Origin of the sequence: Flavobacterium seoulense, from assembly GCF_000695795.1 — a bacterium.
Lineage (GTDB): Bacteria > Bacteroidota > Bacteroidia > Flavobacteriales > Flavobacteriaceae > Flavobacterium > Flavobacterium seoulense.
The window spans coordinates 30,047-50,304 of the sequence record NZ_JNCA01000032.1 but is presented as its reverse complement, the minus strand read 5'-3'; the positions used below and the strand labels follow the sequence as shown (position 1 = coordinate 50,304).

Below are 20,258 nucleotides of genomic sequence, written 5' to 3'. Positions count from 1 at the left end.
GACATTACCAGTTACTTCCAGACATGATTAATACCTGACTTTCAGTTCCATATTTTATTTCGTTAAGGAAAATTTCTTTGCCTTGTTCCAATGGAATTAAAGAAATACCTCTTCTCTCATATTCTGTTTCTAGGGTTGCGGAAACCATTCCGGCTCCTTTCCAAGGTCCCCAGTTGATGGAGATTACTTTTCCTTTTAATTTTTTATTTAAAGCATTCGCATAGTCGTCCAATACAGAGTTTGCGGCTGCGTAGTCGGTTTGACCTTTATTTCCGTACACCGAAGCTATGCTTGAAAACAACACTACAAACTGGCAATCCGTACGAAGCTGTTCAGCTAAAACACGAAGCGGTTTTACTTTAGTATCGAAAACACGTCCGAAAGAGCTTGTTGTTTTTTGTTTGAATAATTTATCTTCCAATAATCCTGCCCCGTGAATAACACCATCTAAACGATTGTATTTTTCGTAAATATTGTTGATTAATTCAGATAAACCATTTTCATCACAAAGGTCTAATGATTGGTAAACAATCTTATTTCCCAATTGCTCCATATCGCGAATGGTACGTAGGATCTGATTGTTCTTATAAACTTTTATCGTTTCTTTTTCAATTTCAGAAGGCGAAGTAAATGTTCCGGATTTAATTAGATAGGCTCTTATTTCTTCTTTTGTTTTCATTACTTCTAATTCTCTATTTGTTGCCTGATTTCTAGGATCGGCCGATCTTCCAACCAAAACATAGGTACAAGGATAAGCCTGTGACATATGTTTTACCAATTCGGAAGTAATTCCTTGTCCTCCTCCAAGCACCAAAACTACAGCATCTTTATCCAGATTAATTTGAGTTTCACTTGAATTATTTGATAAAGGAGATGGAATAATATCTATCGTGTATCTTTGGTTATTTTTATAAATAACTTCTGCAGATTTATCCTTTGCTAAAACTTCCTTTAATGTAATTTCAGCAATATGATCAATTTGTTGAGGACAGCTTAAACTGATTAATCTGCAATTGGTCTTTTCAAATTCACGAGCCAAACTTTTAAAAAGTCCTGAGTGTCCTTTGTAATGACGTAAAACAATAGTACTTGTCAATTCCTGAACGTGAGCCGGAATATCGGAAATCAGATAAATCCATTTTGCTTTATCAAGATCCATTTTTTTGATTAAATCTACATGATCGATGATGTTGTGATTGGCGGAAGACGAAAATAAATCAAGTATAATTAATCCGTCAAAATTGGTTAAATCTTTATCCGAATCAATTAATTCTGCAATGGCACCATGTTTTTCAAGCTCATTTTTAATTGCTAATGTCTGATTGCTTTCATTTTGAGTAATGGCAAAACGTTTTCCCTGAATAATTTCTGTGTTTTCCGTTAAAGAAATATCAGTTGGAGTCAAATCAAAACGAAGACGGGATAATGCGCTTTGCTCTGGTTCAGAAGGCGTATTTCCGCTCATTTCATGAATCCATGAAGCTAATCCGTTCAGTGTTTTGATTGCAGCTAATTTTTCCATTAAATCATCCGCTTGTTCCATATTGCCACCGAAGCCGACTTTTGTTTTCAAATCGCCGATAATTTCCATACGTTTGATGGAATCGATACTTAAATCTGCTTCTAAATCAAGGTCTAAACCTAACATTTCTTTAGGATAGCCCGTTTTATCACTTACGATATTTAAAATAGCCGTTTGAAGTTCTTCAAGAGACAATCCAGCCTGAGTTGGAGAAGTTGAAACCTGAGTTTGTATAACTTCAACTTTTTCTGTTGTATTTGAAGCACTTGAATATTCTGTTAACCAAGAAACTAAACCATTTAAGGTTTTAATTCCTGCTAATTGTTCCATGATGGTGTCTTCATTGACTTTATTCGAAGAAAAAGAACCTAATTCAGCTTTTAATGTTCCAATAATTTCGACTCTTTTAATAGAATCAATACTTAAATCTGCTTCTAAATCCATTTCCATACCCAACATTTCGTGAGGATAGCCCGTTTTATCACTTACTACCTCCAATAGTAATGTTTTTATGTCTCTTGTTTGTGGTTCTGTTACAACAGAGCTAATTATAGTTTGCCTAACTTCGTCATTTGGTATAGCAATTACAGGAGGTGTATTGTAAACTACAGGAGCTTGGTACAGCTGTGGTTGCTGTCCTAAAAAAGTAAGCATTACATCACGTTGCGCCTGAATCATCATTTTCATACTTTCAAGATATTCCTGCAACATGCGTTCTGCATTCGTTTGGTTTTCAGCCGTTGGATTATGAGGGTTAGTAAAATTATTCATTTTTATAGGTTTTATAATAGGTAATGCACCATTGGCCGGAAGTGAAGCGGTTGTAGGATGTGCCATTTGTCCATTCACCCGCCAGATAGCAGGACTTTTTTTGTATAATTTAGGTTTATCGATCTGGATAAGTTTAGCATTTCGCCCTTCAAAAAGTTTAGCAATAGTAAAGTTTCTGCCTGTTGCTAAATATTGTCCAAACATTGAAAGAAGATGGGTAAGCTTATTGTTATTAGCTTCTGTAAACAAGGTTAGCTGATCTTTTTCTAAACAAGATTTTGCTAATCCTGTCAAAACTTTGCCTGGTCCCACTTCTATAAATATTCGTGCACCATCCTTATACATTGCCTGAATTTCTTCAACAAATCGTACTGGTTTTATTAAATGATCTGTTAATCTTTCTTTGATTTCAGAAGCAGTTGTTGGATAAACTTCGGCAGTTGTATTCGACCAAACCGGAATTTGCATTTCGCTGAATGGAACATCCTTTAAAGCATTTCCATACAACTTTTTTGATTTTGATAACAACGGACTATGAAATGCACAGGCAACTTCTAATTTCTTAGCCGAAATACGTTCTTCTTTAAGGATTTCAGTCAGTTTATTAATAGCATCTGTGCTACCTGCAACCACACATTGAGTAGGTGCGTTGAAATTTACAGCATAACAATTTTCAACCTGTGCCAAAATAGGCAGCAAATTTTCTTTGGTTGTACTTACAGCAATCATAGCGCCTGGATCACCACCTTCAACCGAATCTAAAATAGCCTGAGCACGCTGAATACTTAGATTTACTAATTGTTCTTCTGCAAATACTCCTGCAAAACATAGAGCTGGTAACTCACCATAACTGTGACCTGCCAACATATCAGGAACAATCCCTAATGACTGAAGGAATTTGGCTAATGCCAAATCTACTATTCCTAAAAGAGGTTGTGCAAAACGAGTATCTTTGATTGTTTCTTTTTGTTGAATATCTGTCGTTTCATCAAAAGATTTAGAAGGGAATAGTACTTTTTCTAATTCGGGATAAGAATTAATTAATTTTCGCATTTCAGGAAAAATAACAAATAACTCACGCGCCATATTTATTCTCTGACTTCCTTGTCCGGAAAATAGGAAAGCAAGTTTCCCTTCGATCCTATTTGTAATAAATATATTTTTACCTTCAATGCCAGCAAGTGCTAATTCGATATTCAGCATTAGATGTTCAACAGCTCCAGCAACAATACTTACCTGAATTTGTTTTTCTGAACTAACAGCTAAACTGTAAGCAATATCTTTTAAAGCAATACTATCATTAACTTCAAGTAAAGATTTAACTTGATTTAATTGAATTATAGCTTCCTCATAAGTATTTCCTCGAAATACAAATAACTCTGAAGGCCAGGAATCTAATACGGTAAAATCATCTTCTTTAGGATGATTAGCAATTACCGCATGAAAATTAGTGCCTCCAAAACCAAAAGCACTAATTCCCGCCAAACGGTTTTTCTCTGCCCATAATCCACTTTCTGCATTGAAAATAAAAGGACTCCTTTTTATATTATAATAAGTATTAGGCTCTTTCAAATGAAGCGTTGGTGGTTTTACCCCATGATACACCGCTAAAGAAGCTTTAATTAATCCGGCTAATCCCGCAGCACATTTAGTATGCCCAATTTGTGTTTTTACAGAACCCAAATGCGTTTGACCGGGAACAGCACCCGAACGACTAAATAAATTAGTAAGTGCGCTTAATTCTGTTTTATCCCCTACTACAGTTCCTGTACCATGAGCTTCGACTAATCCAACAGCTGACGGACTTATTCCTGCCTGAGTATAAGCTCGTTCTAAAGCACGCACCTGCCCTATTTTTCTTGGTGCAGTAAGCCCTAAAGCCTTACCATCACTTGAACCACCTATTCCTTTGATAACAGAATAAATTCGGTCGCCATCATTTATAGCATCTTCATATCTTTTTAAAACCAAAATGGCTACTCCTTCTCCAAGAGCAATTCCGTCTGCTTCATTATCAAAAGTAGCGCATCTTCCTTTTCTGGAAAGAGCATGCGTACTGGAGAACATCAAATAATCATTAATTCCATTATGCAAATCGGCTCCTCCCGCCAAAACCATATCTGATTTTCCTAAAACCAGTTCCTGACAAGCCAATTCTAATGCTGCCAAAGAAGAAGCACAAGCTGCATCTACAGTATAGTTTCTTCCGCCAAGATCCAAACGATTCGTAATTCGTCCCGCTATAACATTGGCTAAAATCCCGGGAAAAGAATCTTCTGTAGTATGCGGAAATGCTTCTTTTACTTCTTCGTGAAGTTCACCAAAAACCTGTTTGTAAAAACCTCTGAAACTATAGCTGTTAGCTAAATCATTTCCTCCTTCAGCACCAATAATTACCGAAATATTTTCTCTGTTTATCTGTTTTTTATCATAACCGGCATTTTCCATGGCACGTTTTGCCACTAACAAACTCAGTAATTGTGTGGGTTCAATGGCAGCAAGAGATTGTGGTGGAATTCCGAATTCTAATGGGTCAAAATCAATTTTAGGAATAAATCCGCCCCATTTTGAATGAGAAACATCGGCTTCGTTTGAATCAGGATGGTAATACAGTTCTTTATTCCATCTTTCGTAAGGAACTTCAGTTACGCTATCTTTTCCTGTAATGATATTTCGCCAGTATTCTTCTAAATTTTTAGCCTCAGGAAAAATACAGTCCATTCCAACAATAGCAATATCTAATGATTTTTCTTTGGATATTGGCAAATCATAAAGAACCGCTTTTTCAATATATTGGTAATTAGTAACGGAAACATTTTTATGAAGTTCTTCAATAGAAATGATACGATTTTGCATTGTTGCAATTTGTCCAATCATATACATCCCTAAACCTAACTGTTCGTTTTTAGGAATATTTACCAATTTATCACCTTGGCGTTCCACTCCTTTTACAGCAATCCTTAACCGACCTACATTTAGTTTTTCAAGTTTTTCCCAAACCTCTTTTTTATCGGTGCCTGCAGCAATTAATTTTGCCTTTTCCTCGTTAAAATATTGAGCAAATTTGGTATCTAAACAACGTGTTTCATGACCCGGAGCGGTTTCTAACAAAACAGTATCTTTTGCCTGAAGCGCTTGTTTTTGAAATTCGTCCTGAATAGCGCCACAAGTAACAGCTTCCTGTGTGTACAAATAAGCTGTCCCCATCAATACGCCTACTTTTACACCTCTAGCTGCTAATGGAGCTGCCATAATAGCTACAAATGCTGCTGAAAAATCATTGTGAACACCTCCTGCAAAAAACACACTTATTTTTTCCGGAGCATCTTCGTTTAAAATTCGTTCTATTTGTTTTTCCCAAAGAACCGTACTGGAAAGTGGTCCAACATGACCTCCACATTCGCGTCCTTCAAAAATAAAATTAGTTGCTCCTTCCTTTAAAAAAAGATCTAATAAGGCAGGAGAAGGAACATGTAAAAATGTTTTGATACCTTCTTTTTCAAATATTTTTGCCTGAGCCGGTCTTCCGCCGGCAATTAATACTACCGGAGGTTTTGCTTCTAATATGTAAGCCGTTTGCTCTTCCCGCAATTCAGGAGGTGCAAATCCTAAAATCCCAACACCCCATGTTTTTTCTCCGGCTAATTTTTTAGTGTCAAACACCAAAGATTTTGCAGCATTAGCTTTCAATAACGATAAAGCTACGAATGGCAAAGCCCCAGATTGAGCAACTGCATTGGCGAATGCAGGAACATCACTTACACGCGTCATGGGTCCTTGTGCAATAGGATATTCTATATTCAAATCCTTTGCTAATGGATTCTTAGGTTCAAGTATTTTAAGTGCTTTTGCCTGTTTCAAATGTCCATGCATAGCTTCCTTAAAACCAAAAACCAATTGTTTAAGATTTTTAAAATTTTCAACTAAATCTACTGCCAAAGCAATATCCTGCCCCATAGGAATATAACTTTGGTTAAGATCTAAATTGATAAAATAGTTTTTAAGTTCTTCCTGATTTGGATTTTCTGATAGTGATGGCGAATTAGGTCTTACTAAAACCCGATGATTAGCTATTACTTTCGTTTCTGTTCCATTTAATTTTAAAGAAAGTTCTTTGATTTCTTTTGGAACAGCGCTTTCGGGAAATAATGCTAATTGACTATCTAATATCACACCTGTAGCTCCTAATGCTTTGAATGCTGCAGCGGTATGAATACCAATTCCGCCCTGAACCCATACTGGGATATTCTGAATTTCACGAATAATACGCTGAAAAAGTACAAAAGTAGACTCATAGCCAACTAAGCCACCTGCTTCGTTTCCTTTTACTATAATCCCTTTAGGGTTCAAGCTCGCTGCTTCTTTAGCTTCCTGCACACTGGTTACCTGATAAATAATGGGTACCTCAGTAACAACATTACAAGAACTGCTAAATGGTAAAATAATGTAAGCTACGTTTTTTGGAAATTGAAGTGATAAAAATGTTACTTCAGCTAAATAAAGACCGTAAAGCGGTAGATCGGTTTGATCCAATTGATTAATTGCTTCCTGAGCAATAGCCAAATCATGTCCTAAGCTTAAAACTGGAAATGCTCCAGCCTGATACAACTGGGGCAGGATTTTTACATCTGGTTTTTCAAAAGGTGTTAATCCAATAATGGTTAAATCTCTCATGGTGTAGGTGGTATTTAAGATTATTATGGGGAAATATATAGAGCGTATTATTCCTGATTGAGGAGGAATAACAATTTGCTTTAAGTATTAAAAATGATACTATCATTTGAAATCTATAATTGAAAATATACTTTCACTAAGCTTTAAAAAACTGAAATATTTTTTTAGCAAAAAGAGAAATTTCATTCCTATAACATACTTTCAGTAAATAGAATATTTTATACTGGAAATAGAGAAAATGGATTAATCAACTAGATTAGTCTGGTTAATGAAACATTTTCTGATGTACAGATACAATAATCCTAAAATATAGTATGATTCAACGCTTTTTATAATTTGCGGGGGTAGCAAAATAAAAACAACAAACAGTAAATTTTACTGTAAAAAAAAATGTTGTTTTAAAATAAAAAACTAAGAAATAACTCAATAAAAAAATAAAAATAATTAATAAAATCCGTTATTCATATTTAATTATTCAAATATGAACAATAATATTTATTTCAACATTAACGGCCTATTAAATTTCATTTAACAAAAAAAACGACCCTGTTTTTTAAAAAATTCTCAATGCTTTTTTTACATTTCAAACAGCGTCATTACAAGAAAAATTTTGTATGTGTTTTACGCTAAAAATGAAAAATTTGTTCATGACTATTCTATAGATATCTTTTTAAAAAAGATCAAAAAGATATTTTCTTATTTCCTTCAACTATTTTAGTTTTTAAAATTCTAATTAAAATAATTATTAAATACATTTGTATACCGAAGATAAAATCAATTAAAATTTCTTATTTAAAAATAGTTATCCAATGCAAAATATACCTAGTGTTGATTTACGTGATTTTCTTTCTAATGATCCAATACGCAAACAAAAATTTGTAAACGAAATTGGAAATACTTTTGAAGATATTGGTTTCGTAGCCTTAAAAGGACATTTTTTAGATCAGGAATTAGTAGACGAATTGTATAGCGAAATCAGAAAGTTTTTCAGTTTACCATTAGAAACTAAAAGAGGATATGAAAATCCTGAACTTGGCGGACAAAGAGGCTATGTTTCTTTTGGAAAAGAACATGCTAAAGGAAGAAAAGAAGGCGATTTAAAAGAGTTTTGGCATTTTGGACAATATGTAAACAGTGATTCAAAATATGCCTCAGAATATCCTGAAAATGTAACGGTAAAAGAACTGCCTCGTTTTAATAACGTAGGAAAAGAAGCTTACCAAATGCTGGAAAAAACAGGAATTTATGTTTTAAGAGCTTTAGCACTGCATTTAGGTTTAGACGAATTTTATTTTGACAAATATGCCGAAGAAGGAAATTCAATCTTAAGACCTATTCATTATCCTCCCATTACAGTTGAACCCGAAAATGCTATCAGAGCAGCAGCTCATGGCGATATCAATTTGATTACGCTTTTAATGGGCGCTCAAGGCAAAGGATTGCAGGTACAAAACCACAACGACGAATGGATTGATGCTATTGCTGAACCGGACGAATTAGTAATTAATGTGGGGGACATGTTATCAAGACACACTAATAATAAATTAAAATCGACTATTCACCAAGTGGTGAATCCGCCAAGGGAATTATGGGGAACTTCACGTTATTCTATTCCGTTTTTCATGCATCCCGTGAGCGATATGCCTCTAAATTGTTTAGAAAATTGTATCGACAATGAAAATCCGAAACAATTTGAAGATATTACCGCTGGTGATTTTCTATATGAACGATTAGTTGATTTAGGGTTGATTAAAAAATAACAATAGATAAATTCCAAATTTTTGAAACTCCAAATTCCAAAATTGAATCATTGGCGTTTGAAATTTTAAAATTGGCTTTTATTTTTAGCATAAAAATTTATGGATTTACAAGACCAATTAAAAAATCTTTTTCCGGATCATGTCCCTACTCCAGAAGAAGAAATTGTAAAAGAAGAAAAAGAATTATATGTTCAAAAAGAACCTATGATTTGCAAATTCGAAAAAAGAAAAGGAAAAGTAACCACTATAATTGAAGGTTATGAAGGCGATGATGAGGATTTTAAAATTCTTGCCAAAGAAATCAAAACTAAATTAAGTGTGGGCGGAAGTTTTAAAGACGGAGCAATCATTATTCAAGGAGATTATCGTGATAAAATCATGAAAATTTTACAGGAAAAAGGATTTAAAACCAAACGGGTTGGAGGTTAAATTCCAAATCTCAAATCCCAAATTCCAAAAACATCATTGGAATTTGGAATTTCAAAAATTTGGAATTTATATTTTTTCATGAATCTTAGTAACTTACACAGAACAAATGATAGCAGCATCAGAATTAATTCTCAATCCGGATGGAAGTATTTATCATCTGAATCTAAAACCCGAAAATATTGCCCAGGATATTATTTTTGTTGGTGATCAGGATCGGGTTGAAAAAGTGACAGCGCATTTTGATTCCATTGAATTTTCAACTCAAAAAAGAGAATTCAAAACCCAAACAGGAATTTACAAAGGCAAGAGAATCACGGTAATTTCAACCGGAATAGGCCCTGATAATATTGATATTGTTATGAACGAATTAGACGCCTTAGTCAATATCGATTTTAACACCCGAAGAGTAAAAGAAAAATTATATCCTTTAAATATTATTCGAATAGGAACATCAGGTTCACTGCAAGCGTCAATTCCTGTAGATAGTTTTGTAATGAGTAAATACGCTATAGGTTTAGACAACATGCTTCGTTCTTACTGCTTAGATGCTGTTTTGAACAATGAAATCGAAACTGCCTTTATTGAACAAACTAATTGGGATACAAAAAAAGGAAGACCTTATATCGTTAATTCAAGTAAAACTTTAGAAGAACAATTTGATTCACTTGAATTTCAAAAGGGTTTTACCGCTACAGCTCCTGGATTTTACGGTCCGCAAGGACGAGTTTTACGTTTAAAAATTCAGGATCCAAATTTGAATCAAAAAATGGATGCATTTAATTTTAACGGAATTCAAATTACCAATCTTGAAATGGAAACGGCTGCTATTTATGGATTAGCCGCTCTTTTAGGACATCATGCTCTTTCGCTAAATGCCATTGTTGCTAATCGTGCTGATGGAACTTTTAGTGAAAATCCAAGTCAGACAATTGATAAATTAATCCGTCATGCATTAAATAAATTAATTGAAAATCAAAATAGTATAGGAACACAGATTTAAGAAATCTATATAATTATTTAGATTTTTCTAATTTTTAAAATCTGCGTTGCAAAAAACTGAAATACAATGAAAACAATAAAAATAGCCGGAGTTCCGGAACACTTTAATTTACCTTGGCATTTAACTATCGGAAACAAAGAATTTGAGACACAAAACATCGATTTACAATGGACAGATGTTCCCGAAGGAACCGGAAAAATGTGTCAGATGTTGCGCGATGGATCAACTGATATTGCCGTAATTCTTTCAGAAGGAATTGTAAAAGATATTGTAGCTGGAAATCCTAGTAAAATTGTTCAGGTTTATGTTGATTCGCCTTTAATTTGGGGTATTCATGTGGCTGCTAATTCCAATTATCAAACATTGGCAGATATTGAAAATACCAAGATTGCTATTTCCCGTTTAGGCTCTGGTTCCCAATTAATGGCTTATGTAAATGCCAATAATCAAGGCTGGAAAACCGATAATCTTCAGTTTGAAATTATCAATACCATTGATGGTGCTGTTGAGGCCTTGACAAACGGAACTGCCGATTATTTTATGTGGGAACGTTTTATGACAAAACCATTGGTTGACAAAGGTATTTTTAGAAAAATTGCCGACTGCCCTACTCCCTGGCCTTGTTTTGTAATTGCTGTCAGAGACGAAGTTTTAGAACAAAATCCGGAAGCAATTAAGAGCATTCTGTCTATTATCAATAACATGACAGCTTCTTTTAAATCGATTCAGGGAATAGATAGTATTTTAGCTTTCGAATACCATCAAAAAATAGAAGATATTCAGGAATGGCTTTCATTAACTGAATGGTCACAAAGTCAATTATCAACCGAAATGTTAAACAATATTCAAAATCAGTTATTAGAACTAAAAATTATTGATAAAATAGGTACTTTTGATGAAATAGTTAAAACAGTATAGTTTTACCTTTTTTACTTCGCATGATAAACTTTAAAAATCTTACTTTTCAAAATATAAAACAAAAACTTCAAGTCAAGAAGCCTTGGGATGATGTTATTATTTTTGTTTTGAACGTTTTGATTAGTGTTCCACTTTTTATCATTGCGCACGAAAATTTAATTGAACTCAATTGGGTATTCAATCTCGATCGAATCCTACTTTTTATTTTCATCATAATTGCCACCCAATTAATTTTGCGTTTGCTTCGAACCATTATCATTATTTGTATAGTTCTTTATCTATTGGTACTATTTTACGGAACTATATTTGGGAATTATGGTTTCGAAAGTATCTATGAAGACTACGATTCGATGATTTATACAATGTCAGACAATCCGCATCCTCAGGATATTATTATTTCGAAATTATTACCATTTCCTAATAAGTCAAAAATCCTTAGTGCTATTGAATACAAAAATCCAAGGGTTCGAAATTTTGCCGTAATGGCAGTCAATAAGCATTTTAAAAACACCAGAGGTTACTCTGATTATCGCACTATTATTCAGTGCTTTGCAGTTTTCAAAGAAATCAATAGCCGCTGGAATTATGTAAGCGATCCTAAAGACGGCGACTATATTGCTACAGCCAGTGAATCTTTAGAATATTTATCAGGAGATTGTGATGATCATTCGATTTTAATGGCGGCCTGCGTTCGTGCCATTGGCGGAACGCCCAGATTAATTCACACCAAAGGACATATTTATCCCGAAATTTTGATAGGTAACATGAATGATCTTGAAACTGCCAATTTCCTGATAAAAAACAAACTTTTTGTAAAAGAAAGTTATGGTAAACAATTGCATTATCATATTGATGAGCGTAACCAAATTTGGCTTAATCTCGACTATACCGCTACCTATCCGGGAGGCCCATTTATGTCTGAAGAAATTTTAGGAGCTTTAACTTTGAACTAAATCACCTTGTTTAACATCGTCACTTCGAGTGATTTTTCGTAAAGAAATGGAGAAAAATTGTATCGAGAAGTTTTTTTCCAAAAGGTTCTCGATACAATTTTTAAAATATTACTTGAACTGAAGAGATTACTTATTTAATTGTGATACAATCTCATACGAATGCAATCTTGCCTCGTGATCATAAATTGCCGAAGTTACCATCAACTCATCAATTTGGGTAATTTCAATAAAATTATCTAATTCCTTTTTGATTTTTTCCGGACCGCCTATAAACGTAAACTGAATCATTTGTTGTAAAGCTGCCTCTTCCATTGGATCCATAAAATCTTCATCGGGTTCAACTGGTGCTTGTAACTGTTTTCTATTTCCAGTAATAATACCTAAAAACATTTTTTTAAACGAAGTAGCTAATTTTTCGGCATTATAGTCATCATCGGCAGCAATTACGTTGACACAGGCAATTACATAAGGTTTTTGTAATTGTGCTGATGGTTTAAAATTTCTTCTGTAAATAGCTATAGCATTGTGCAATTGCGCTGGTGCAAAATGGCTCGCAAAAGCATACGGTAATCCTAAAGAAGCCGCTAAATAAGCGCTATCAGTACTCGAACCTAAAATCCAAATTGGGATATCTAAACCTTCACCCGGAAAAGCCCTTACTCTGCCATTTTTATTTCCCTCTGATAAATAACGTTGTAATTCTTCTACATTCGACGGAAATTCCATCGCTGCATGCTCATCTCTTTTTAAAGCCGCAGCAGTAAATTGGTCGGTTCCAGGAGCGCGACCTAAACCTAAATCAATTCGATCCGGAAAAAGTGTTGCTAAAGTACCAAACTGCTCAGCAACAATCAAAGGAGCATGATTAGGTAACATAATTCCGCCCGAACCTACTCTTAAGGTTGTAGTACCAGCCGCAATATGACCTATCAAAACCACAGTTGCCGTACTCGCAATTCCCGGCATATTATGATGTTCAGCCAGCCAAAAACGGGTATAACCCCATTTTTCAGCTTGCTGTGCTAATTCTAAACTATTTTTAAAAGTATCGCTGGCATTTCCTCCTTCTCTAACTATCGCTAAATCCAGAACAGAGATTTTTATGTTTGAAAGTGTATGTGTAGTCATAATGCATTTTCTTATTTGTATATACAAAGGTAAGAATTGTAAAATGCTTTCGAGAAAATCAAATACTAATAGAAAGTTAAATGAAAACAAAAAAAGTTCTATTTTCTATTTACGCTACTTTTATCCTAAATTTGCATTGAAAACAATTCAATACTGAAATTTTCTTTCAGTTTAAATTTAAAAAATTGGAAAAACTAAAAAACGAAGAAGCAAACTTTACAATATGCCCTGAATGTTTGGGACGAGGTAAAAAAAGCCAAAGAATCAGCAAAAAAGTGCGACTTCGTTACCAAATGAAATTGGAACAATTTGAGAAATCAAATAGCAACAGTACAGCTCCTATTCCTCCAAAAAGCCCTTTAATTCCTTGTAAAAACTGTAATGCTACTGGATTAATTCCTGCCATTAACCCTCCTATTCCCAACTTAGAAAATTATCCTCATATAGCAATTATTGGCGGTGGAATTGGCGGCGTGGCTTTGGCTGTTGCCTGTTTACATCGTGGTATTCCTTTTACGCTTTTTGAACGTGATGATAACTTCGAATCCCGGTCTCAGGGTTACGGACTTACACTACAACAAGCAAGTAAAGCCATCGAAGGTTTGGGTATTTTTTCGTTAGACGAAGGTGTGATTTCTACCCGACATTTAGTTCATACTACCGAAGGAAAAGTAATTGGCGAATGGGGAACCAGAAAATGGCTATCATCAGAAATTATAACTCCAACTATAAAACGCACTAATATTCATATTGCACGACAATCACTGCGGTTAGCCCTGCTTAACCAACTCGGTAGAGAAAACATAGTGAATTGGGGACATCAATTAATCGATTTCGTGGAATCCGAAAACAACAAAGTCCATCTTAACTTTCAAGTAAATGATAAAATAAAAAACTACGAAGCTGATTTAGTTGTAGGTGCTGATGGAATTCGTAGTACCGTTCGAAAATTATTAATTGGCGAAGAAACAACTCCTTTACGTTATCTTAATTGTATTGTAATATTAGGAATTTGTCCTTTAAGCGCTCTTGAAGATATTTCAAGTCCTTTATTGGATTCTGCTACGGTATTTCAAACTGCTAATGGCAATGAACGCATTTACATGATGCCTTACACTACAGATTCTATAATGTGGCAGCTTAGTTTTCCAATGACCGAAAAAGATGCTAAAGAATTAAGTTCCCAAGGATCTCAAGCCTTAAAAGAAGAAGCTAGCCGAAGAACACAATGGCACGATCCTATTCCACAAATTATAGCAGCAACTAAAGAAGCTCAAATTTCAGGTTATCCTGTTTATGACAGAGAATTGCTTAGTTCAGAATTATTATCGAAAGCAGGAAAAGCAACTCTAATTGGCGATGCTGCTCATCCCATGAGTCCGTTTAAAGGTCAGGGAGCTAATCAGGCATTACTGGATGCACTTTCATTAGCACGCACAATCACAAAAAAATGCCAACCTCAATCACACTGGCGAAAAGCTGGAATAAGAGAAAGTGTTCTCAATGAATTTGAAGCAGAAATGTTAGAACGCTCTGCTGTAAAGGTAAAAGATTCAGCCGCAGCCGCCGAATTTCTGCATTCAGACATTGTACTTCATGAAAGTGATAAACCTAGAGGTAATGTTTTAAAGAAAAAAAATCAATAAATTCCAATTTTTACAAATTCCAAAATCCAATTGTTTAGAATTTAAAAAAATTAGCACTCTATGACTTCTTGAATTGATGCTAACTATTTTAGATAACAGTTTTTTCATGCACAAAGATTAAAATTTTATAAACTATTCTTTCATGACATTTAGCCTCATGTGTATATTCTCATTCTTAACAAAGGCTTCAACTCTTTCAATCAGCATTAAATTAAGTCGGTCAGCACTCCCTCGCGCGTGACCTACATATTGCATAAACTCACGTAAATCGATAACATTGAGATAGATTTTATTTTCAACCATTACTTTAAACATCTTATATTCGATTGTCTTCCAATCGCCAAAAGGTAACAATTCAGAAACCAAAACAATACAATGAAGAAAAGAAGTTTTATTAAAAATAATTTCCTTTAAATGCTTATCATATATTTTTGTATTCGATTCTATCTTTCTCGAAGCGCCTACAAGCTGATCTATTCCTGTAGATATCTGTTTTTGCACCCCTTTAACTTTCTTTTCCATAGTTTTATTAGAGACACTATCTATAACCCCAAGAGCCTTACTCTCAATTAAAAAAAGACCATTGTCAGAAATTGCAAAAACATCTGTTAATTCACGGTAACCTTTAGCTTTTGTAATTTGTGGATTCAGGTATAGCTTTTGCCTAAAAAGATCATCAAGAATAATTGTTACTTCCTTTTCCAGAATACTACCTTCATCTTTATCATCAACCATTACATGATTTATTTCATTATATCCAATAACTGTGTTATTCATAATAATCCAGTCTTCGAGTTTTCCTTCGATTGCAATGTTTTCTATTACGTAAACGTTTTTCTGTTTGTTTTTTATTTTAATACTGTAATCAAAACAATCGAGTGATCGAGAAATTATTTCATCAAATTTACCGCAGTACAGTCTTTCAGGATTGCCTTGAAGATTTAGAACTCGGAACTGGTCTGCAATACTAAATGAAAGTTTTGCTGTTGCAACACAAATCCCAAGTTCATTATGAAAATGAATATAAGTAAAGCTACGATTCATTATTGCAGCAAGAGAGCAATGTTCGTCAAAAAAACGTTCTGTTCCTGTAATTGTTGCATAATTTATAGGGTCATCATAAACTCGTAGTCCTGTATGAAATATTGCAGCTTGCTGTGAATTATCCTTACCAAACAGAAATTCAATTTTACAACCTTTCATTATTGATTTTATGATAGGTGAAGGTATTTTAACCATTATCTTGGCTCCAAAATCATCATTGATAAACCATATTGATGCAGGTTCGTGCATTAATTCTTTGTATATTCTTTCTGCTATTTTCATAAATATCCTCTTATTTACTCTAAATTGAAAATTATTTTCTTCACTAAAATAGTTCTAATAAATATATTAAATCAAAAAACCAATAGAGCGAATTTAAGGATCAAATCTAAAAATTGTGGAAAAAAAATTGACATAAAAAAAACTCCTTAATTACTTAAGGAGTTTTAAAAATTGGTGGGCGATGAGGGGTTCGAACCCCCGACCCCCTCGGTGTAAACGAGGTGCTCTGAACCAGCTGAGCTAATCGCCCTATTTTGTTTTGCTATCATTGCTGATTGCGAGTGCAAATATACAGCTAGATTTTATATTTGCAAGCATAATTTGGAAATAAATTAATAAAAAATCATACATAATTTCTTTTAAACTCAAAGTCAGACTTTTATAAAAACAAGACCTTGTATATTTTTTTGCTATCACTAGCTTATAGTAGTACCTTTGCAGGGCTAAATAAAAAATCAAACATGCCCAGATACAAAGAAAACGATTTACCCAAATCAAAAATAACAGCAAGTTCGCTTAACAAGGCAAAAATAATCTTTAAATATGCTGGCAATAATACCTGGAAATTTTATCTGGGCTTACTCTTTTTATTACTTACTAGTGTTACAGCACTGGCTTTTCCTAAATTCATGGGAATGTTGGTAGACTGCGTGAATAAAAAAGATGCTACTCTGGCTAACCAAATTGCTTTAGGACTCGGATTAGTTTTAATACTGCAATCGGTATTTTCTTTTTTCAGATTATCATTGTTTGTCAATTTTACCGAAAATACTCTGGCTAACGTTCGACTGGCATTGTACACCAATCTGGTAAAACTACCTATGTCTTTCTTTTCTCAAAAACGTGTTGGAGAACTAAACAGCCGAATTTCTAACGATATTACCCAAATTCAGGACACTCTAACTACAACAATTGCCGAATTTCTTCGTCAGTTTATATTGATTATTGGAAGTTTTGTAATGCTCGCCAGTATCAATATCAAATTGACTGTAATGATGGTTTCTATAGTTCCTCTGGTAGGAGTTGCTGCGGTGCTTTTTGGGCGTTTTATTCGAAAATATTCCAAAAAAGTACAGGATCAGGTTGCCGAAAGTCAGGTAGTTGTTGAAGAAACCATGCAGGGAATCAGTATTGTCAAGGCTTTCGCCAATGAATGGTACGAAATTGCCCGCTATCAGGGAAAAATTAGAGAAGTAGTTAAAATTGCCATTAAGGGCGGACAATTAAGAGGTTATTTTGCTTCTTTTATCATCATTTGTTTGTTTGGAACAATCGTAGCAGTGGTTTGGTACGGCGTTCAATTGAGTATTTCCGGCGAAATTTCTGTAGGCGAATTGTTCACATTTATATTGTATTCGAGTTATGTAGGAGCTTCCTCGGGAGGAATTGCCGAATTGTATGCTCAGGTTCAAAAAGCTATCGGAGCAACCGAACGCGTTTTTGAATTATTGGATGAAACTCCTGAAAAAATCAAAGGTGTAGATCATTTAGCTTCAAATGAGAAGATCAAAGGAAATGTAACTTTCAAAAATGTAGCTTTCAGTTATCCATCCCGAAAAGAAATTCAGGTTTTGAAAGATGTAAATTTCACGGCTAATTTTGGTCAAAAAATTGCTATTGTAGGACCAAGTGGTGTAGGTAAATCTACAATTGCTTCTTTACTATTGCGTTTTTATGATATTGACAAAGGAGAAATCCTGATTGACAACAAAAATATTTACGATTTTGATTTGGAAAATCTTCGTGGTAATATGAGTATTGTGCCTCAGGATGTGATTTTATTTGGAGGAACTATCAAAGAAAATATTGCTTACGGTAAACCAAATGCCACTGACGAAGAAATTCTATTGGCAGCCAAACAAGCCAATGCTTTAAATTTTATCGAAAGTTTTCCCGAAAAAATGGAAACTGTTGTAGGCGAAAGAGGAATCAAACTTTCGGGCGGACAAAGACAGCGTATTGCCATTGCACGAGCTTTACTTAAAAATCCAAGTATTTTGATTTTGGATGAAGCTACTTCATCATTAGACAGCGAAAGTGAAAAACTGGTTCAGGAAGCTCTTGAAGTTTTAATGGAAGGAAGAACCAGTATTATTATCGCACACCGACTATCAACCATTCGTTCAGCTGACCAGATATTAGTGATTGATAATGGGGTAATTAGCGAACAAGGAACACACTCAGAATTAATCGCTTTAGAAAACGGAATCTACAAGAATCTAAGTAATTTACAGTTTAGTCATTCATAGTTTTTCAAGCTTGGTTTCAACCACAAAGAACACTAAGTTTCACACAAAGTTCACAAAGAAAAAATCCCAAATCTCAATTTGTTCAATTGAAATTTGGGATTGTATCCCGAAAATTTGGGATTGAAATTTATTAAAATTTATCTAATCAATTTTCTGTATTTGATACGTTTTGGAGTTAAATCACCACCAAGACGTTTCTTTTTGTTTTCTTCATATTCAGTGAAACTTCCTTCGAAGAAATATACTTCTGAATCTCCTTCGAAAGCTAAGATATGAGTACAAATACGGTCTAAGAACCATCTGTCGTGTGAAATTACCACAGCACATCCAGCAAAATTCTCTAAACCTTCTTCCAGTGCACGCAAAGTATTTACGTCCAAATCATTCGTAGGCTCATCCAGTAACAATACGTTTCCTTCTTCTTTCAAAGTCATTGCCAGGTGTAAACGGTTACGTTCTCCACCGGAAAGCATCGATACTTTCTTATTTTGCTCACCTCCACCAAAGTTGAAACGAGATAAATAAGCTCTTGAATTTACTTGTTTTCCACCCATCATAATCAACTCCTGACCATCTGAGAAGTTTTCCCAAATTGATTTATTTGGATCGATATTAGCATGCGATTGATCTACATAAGCGATTTTAACCGTTTCTCCAACAGAAAATTCTCCGCTATCTGTATTTTGCTCTCCCATAATCATTTTGAAAATAGTCGATTTACCAGCACCATTTGGCCCGATAATTCCAACAATTCCAGCTTGCGGCAAAGTAAAGTTCAAATTATCATATAATAATTTATCTCCAAATGCTTTGGCAACATTTTTAGCTTCGATAACATTAGTTCCTAATCTTGGACCATTTGGAATGTAAATCTCTAATTTTTCATCCAATTGTTTTTGGTCTTCATTTAATAACTTATCATAGTTTTGTAAACGTGCTTTTTGCTTTGTCTGACGACCTTTAGCCCCTTGACGAACCCAGTCCAACTCACGCTCTAATGTTTTTCTTCTTTTAGAAGCAACTTTTTCCTCTTGCTCTAAACGTTTTGATTTTTGGTCTAACCAGGAAGAATAATTTCCTTTCCAAGGAATACCTTCTCCTCTATCCAATTCCAGAATCCAACCAGCAACATTATCCAGGAAATAACGGTCGTGGGTTACTGCAATTACAGTTCCTGCATATTGAGCTAAATGTTGCTCTAACCAAAGTACTGACTCAGCGTCCAAGTGGTTGGTAGGCTCATCCAGAAGCAATACATCAGGCTGTTGTAACAACAAACGACACAATGCAACACGACGACGCTCTCCACCAGAAAGATTCTTGATAGGCGTATCACCATCCGGAGTACGCAACGCATCCATAGCGATTTCTAATTTGGTATCAATTTCCCAGGCACCTAAGGCATCAATTTTGTCTTGTAAAGCCGCCTGACGCTCCATCAATTTATCCATTTTATCCGGATCAGAATAGTTTTCTTCCAAACCAAATAAATCATTGATTTTGTTGTATTCGTCTAAAACGGCCATCGTTTCGGCAGCTCCTTCACGAACAATTTCGATTACAGTTTTAGAATCATCTAAGATTGGTTCCTGCTCTAAGTAACCTACTTTATATCCCGGTTGAAAAACAACATCTCCCTGATAGTTTTTATCAATTCCTGCAATGATTTTTAAAAGAGAAGATTTACCTGAACCATTTAAACCAAGAATACCAATTTTAGCTCCGTAAAAGAAACTTAAGTAAATATTTTTAAGAACCGGTTTATCGGCTCCCTGATAAGTTTTACTCAATTTTTGCATTGAGAAAATTACCTTTTTATCGTCTGACATATTATTATGATTTTTATTTTTTAAAGAATACAAATATAGTGTTATTCAAGAAA

The 20,258-nt window shown here is 34.4% G+C and carries 11 protein-coding genes and 1 tRNA gene; 7 read left to right on the top strand and 5 right to left on the bottom strand.

The window, feature by feature from the left end; translation table 11 throughout:
* Positions 1-4 precede the first annotated feature (4 nt).
* Positions 5-6,967, bottom strand: a complete 6,963-nt coding sequence (locus tag FEM21_RS14870) for a type I polyketide synthase (protein WP_035662072.1) — start codon at positions 6,965-6,967, stop codon at positions 5-7.
* 809 nt (positions 6,968-7,776) lie between these two features.
* Here FEM21_RS14870 and FEM21_RS14865 point away from each other — a divergent pair.
* From FEM21_RS14865 to FEM21_RS14845, 5 genes are all read left to right on the top strand, one after another.
* On the top strand, positions 7,777-8,727 hold the full coding sequence (locus tag FEM21_RS14865) for an isopenicillin N synthase family dioxygenase (RefSeq protein WP_035662070.1): 951 nt from the start codon (positions 7,777-7,779) through the stop codon (positions 8,725-8,727).
* 99 nt (positions 8,728-8,826) lie between these two features.
* Complete coding sequence (locus FEM21_RS14860; protein ID WP_035662068.1) at positions 8,827-9,156, top strand: translation initiation factor; 330 nt, start codon at positions 8,827-8,829, stop codon at positions 9,154-9,156.
* Between the two features lie 106 nt (positions 9,157-9,262).
* A complete protein-coding gene (locus FEM21_RS14855) occupies positions 9,263-10,156 on the top strand; it encodes a nucleoside phosphorylase (RefSeq protein WP_035662065.1) in 894 nt (297 codons plus the stop codon).
* A 66-nt stretch (positions 10,157-10,222) separates the two neighbouring features.
* The gene (locus FEM21_RS14850; RefSeq protein WP_035662063.1) at positions 10,223-11,074 is read left to right on the top strand and encodes a substrate-binding domain-containing protein; all 852 of its coding nucleotides are present in this window, start codon (positions 10,223-10,225) and stop codon (positions 11,072-11,074) included.
* A 20-nt stretch (positions 11,075-11,094) separates the two neighbouring features.
* On the top strand, positions 11,095-12,027 hold the full coding sequence (locus tag FEM21_RS14845; RefSeq protein ID WP_035662061.1) for a hypothetical protein: 933 nt from the start codon (positions 11,095-11,097) through the stop codon (positions 12,025-12,027).
* A 126-nt stretch (positions 12,028-12,153) separates the two neighbouring features.
* On the opposite strand, the gene FEM21_RS14840 is transcribed toward FEM21_RS14845, so the two are convergent.
* Complete coding sequence (locus FEM21_RS14840; protein ID WP_035662058.1) at positions 12,154-13,155, bottom strand: LLM class flavin-dependent oxidoreductase; 1,002 nt, start codon at positions 13,153-13,155, stop codon at positions 12,154-12,156.
* A gap of 185 nt (positions 13,156-13,340) precedes the next feature.
* Here FEM21_RS14840 and FEM21_RS14835 point away from each other — a divergent pair, with 185 nt between their 5' ends.
* Positions 13,341-14,801 carry an FAD-dependent oxidoreductase gene (locus tag FEM21_RS14835; protein WP_035662056.1) on the top strand — a complete coding sequence of 487 codons (1,461 nt, stop codon included), beginning with the start codon at positions 13,341-13,343 and terminating at the stop codon, positions 14,799-14,801.
* A gap of 132 nt (positions 14,802-14,933) precedes the next feature.
* Here the strand turns inward: FEM21_RS14835 and FEM21_RS14830 are convergent, their stop codons facing one another.
* Both FEM21_RS14830 and FEM21_RS14825 read right to left on the bottom strand, forming a co-directional pair.
* The gene (locus FEM21_RS14830; protein ID WP_035662054.1) at positions 14,934-16,127 is read right to left on the bottom strand and encodes a hypothetical protein; all 1,194 of its coding nucleotides are present in this window, start codon (positions 16,125-16,127) and stop codon (positions 14,934-14,936) included.
* A 172-nt stretch (positions 16,128-16,299) separates the two neighbouring features.
* Positions 16,300-16,377: transfer RNA gene (locus tag FEM21_RS14825), tRNA-Val, on the bottom strand.
* 211 nt (positions 16,378-16,588) lie between these two features.
* Here FEM21_RS14825 and FEM21_RS14820 point away from each other — a divergent pair.
* The gene (locus tag FEM21_RS14820) at positions 16,589-18,376 is read left to right on the top strand and encodes an ABC transporter ATP-binding protein (protein ID WP_035662052.1); all 1,788 of its coding nucleotides are present in this window, start codon (positions 16,589-16,591) and stop codon (positions 18,374-18,376) included.
* Positions 18,377-18,513: 137 nt separating this feature from the next.
* Here the strand turns inward: FEM21_RS14820 and ettA are convergent, their stop codons facing one another.
* Positions 18,514-20,205 (bottom strand): energy-dependent translational throttle protein EttA, encoded by a 1,692-nt coding sequence (gene ettA, locus FEM21_RS14815; protein WP_035662050.1) that lies wholly within the window; start codon positions 20,203-20,205, stop codon positions 18,514-18,516.
* Positions 20,206-20,258 lie beyond the last annotated feature (53 nt).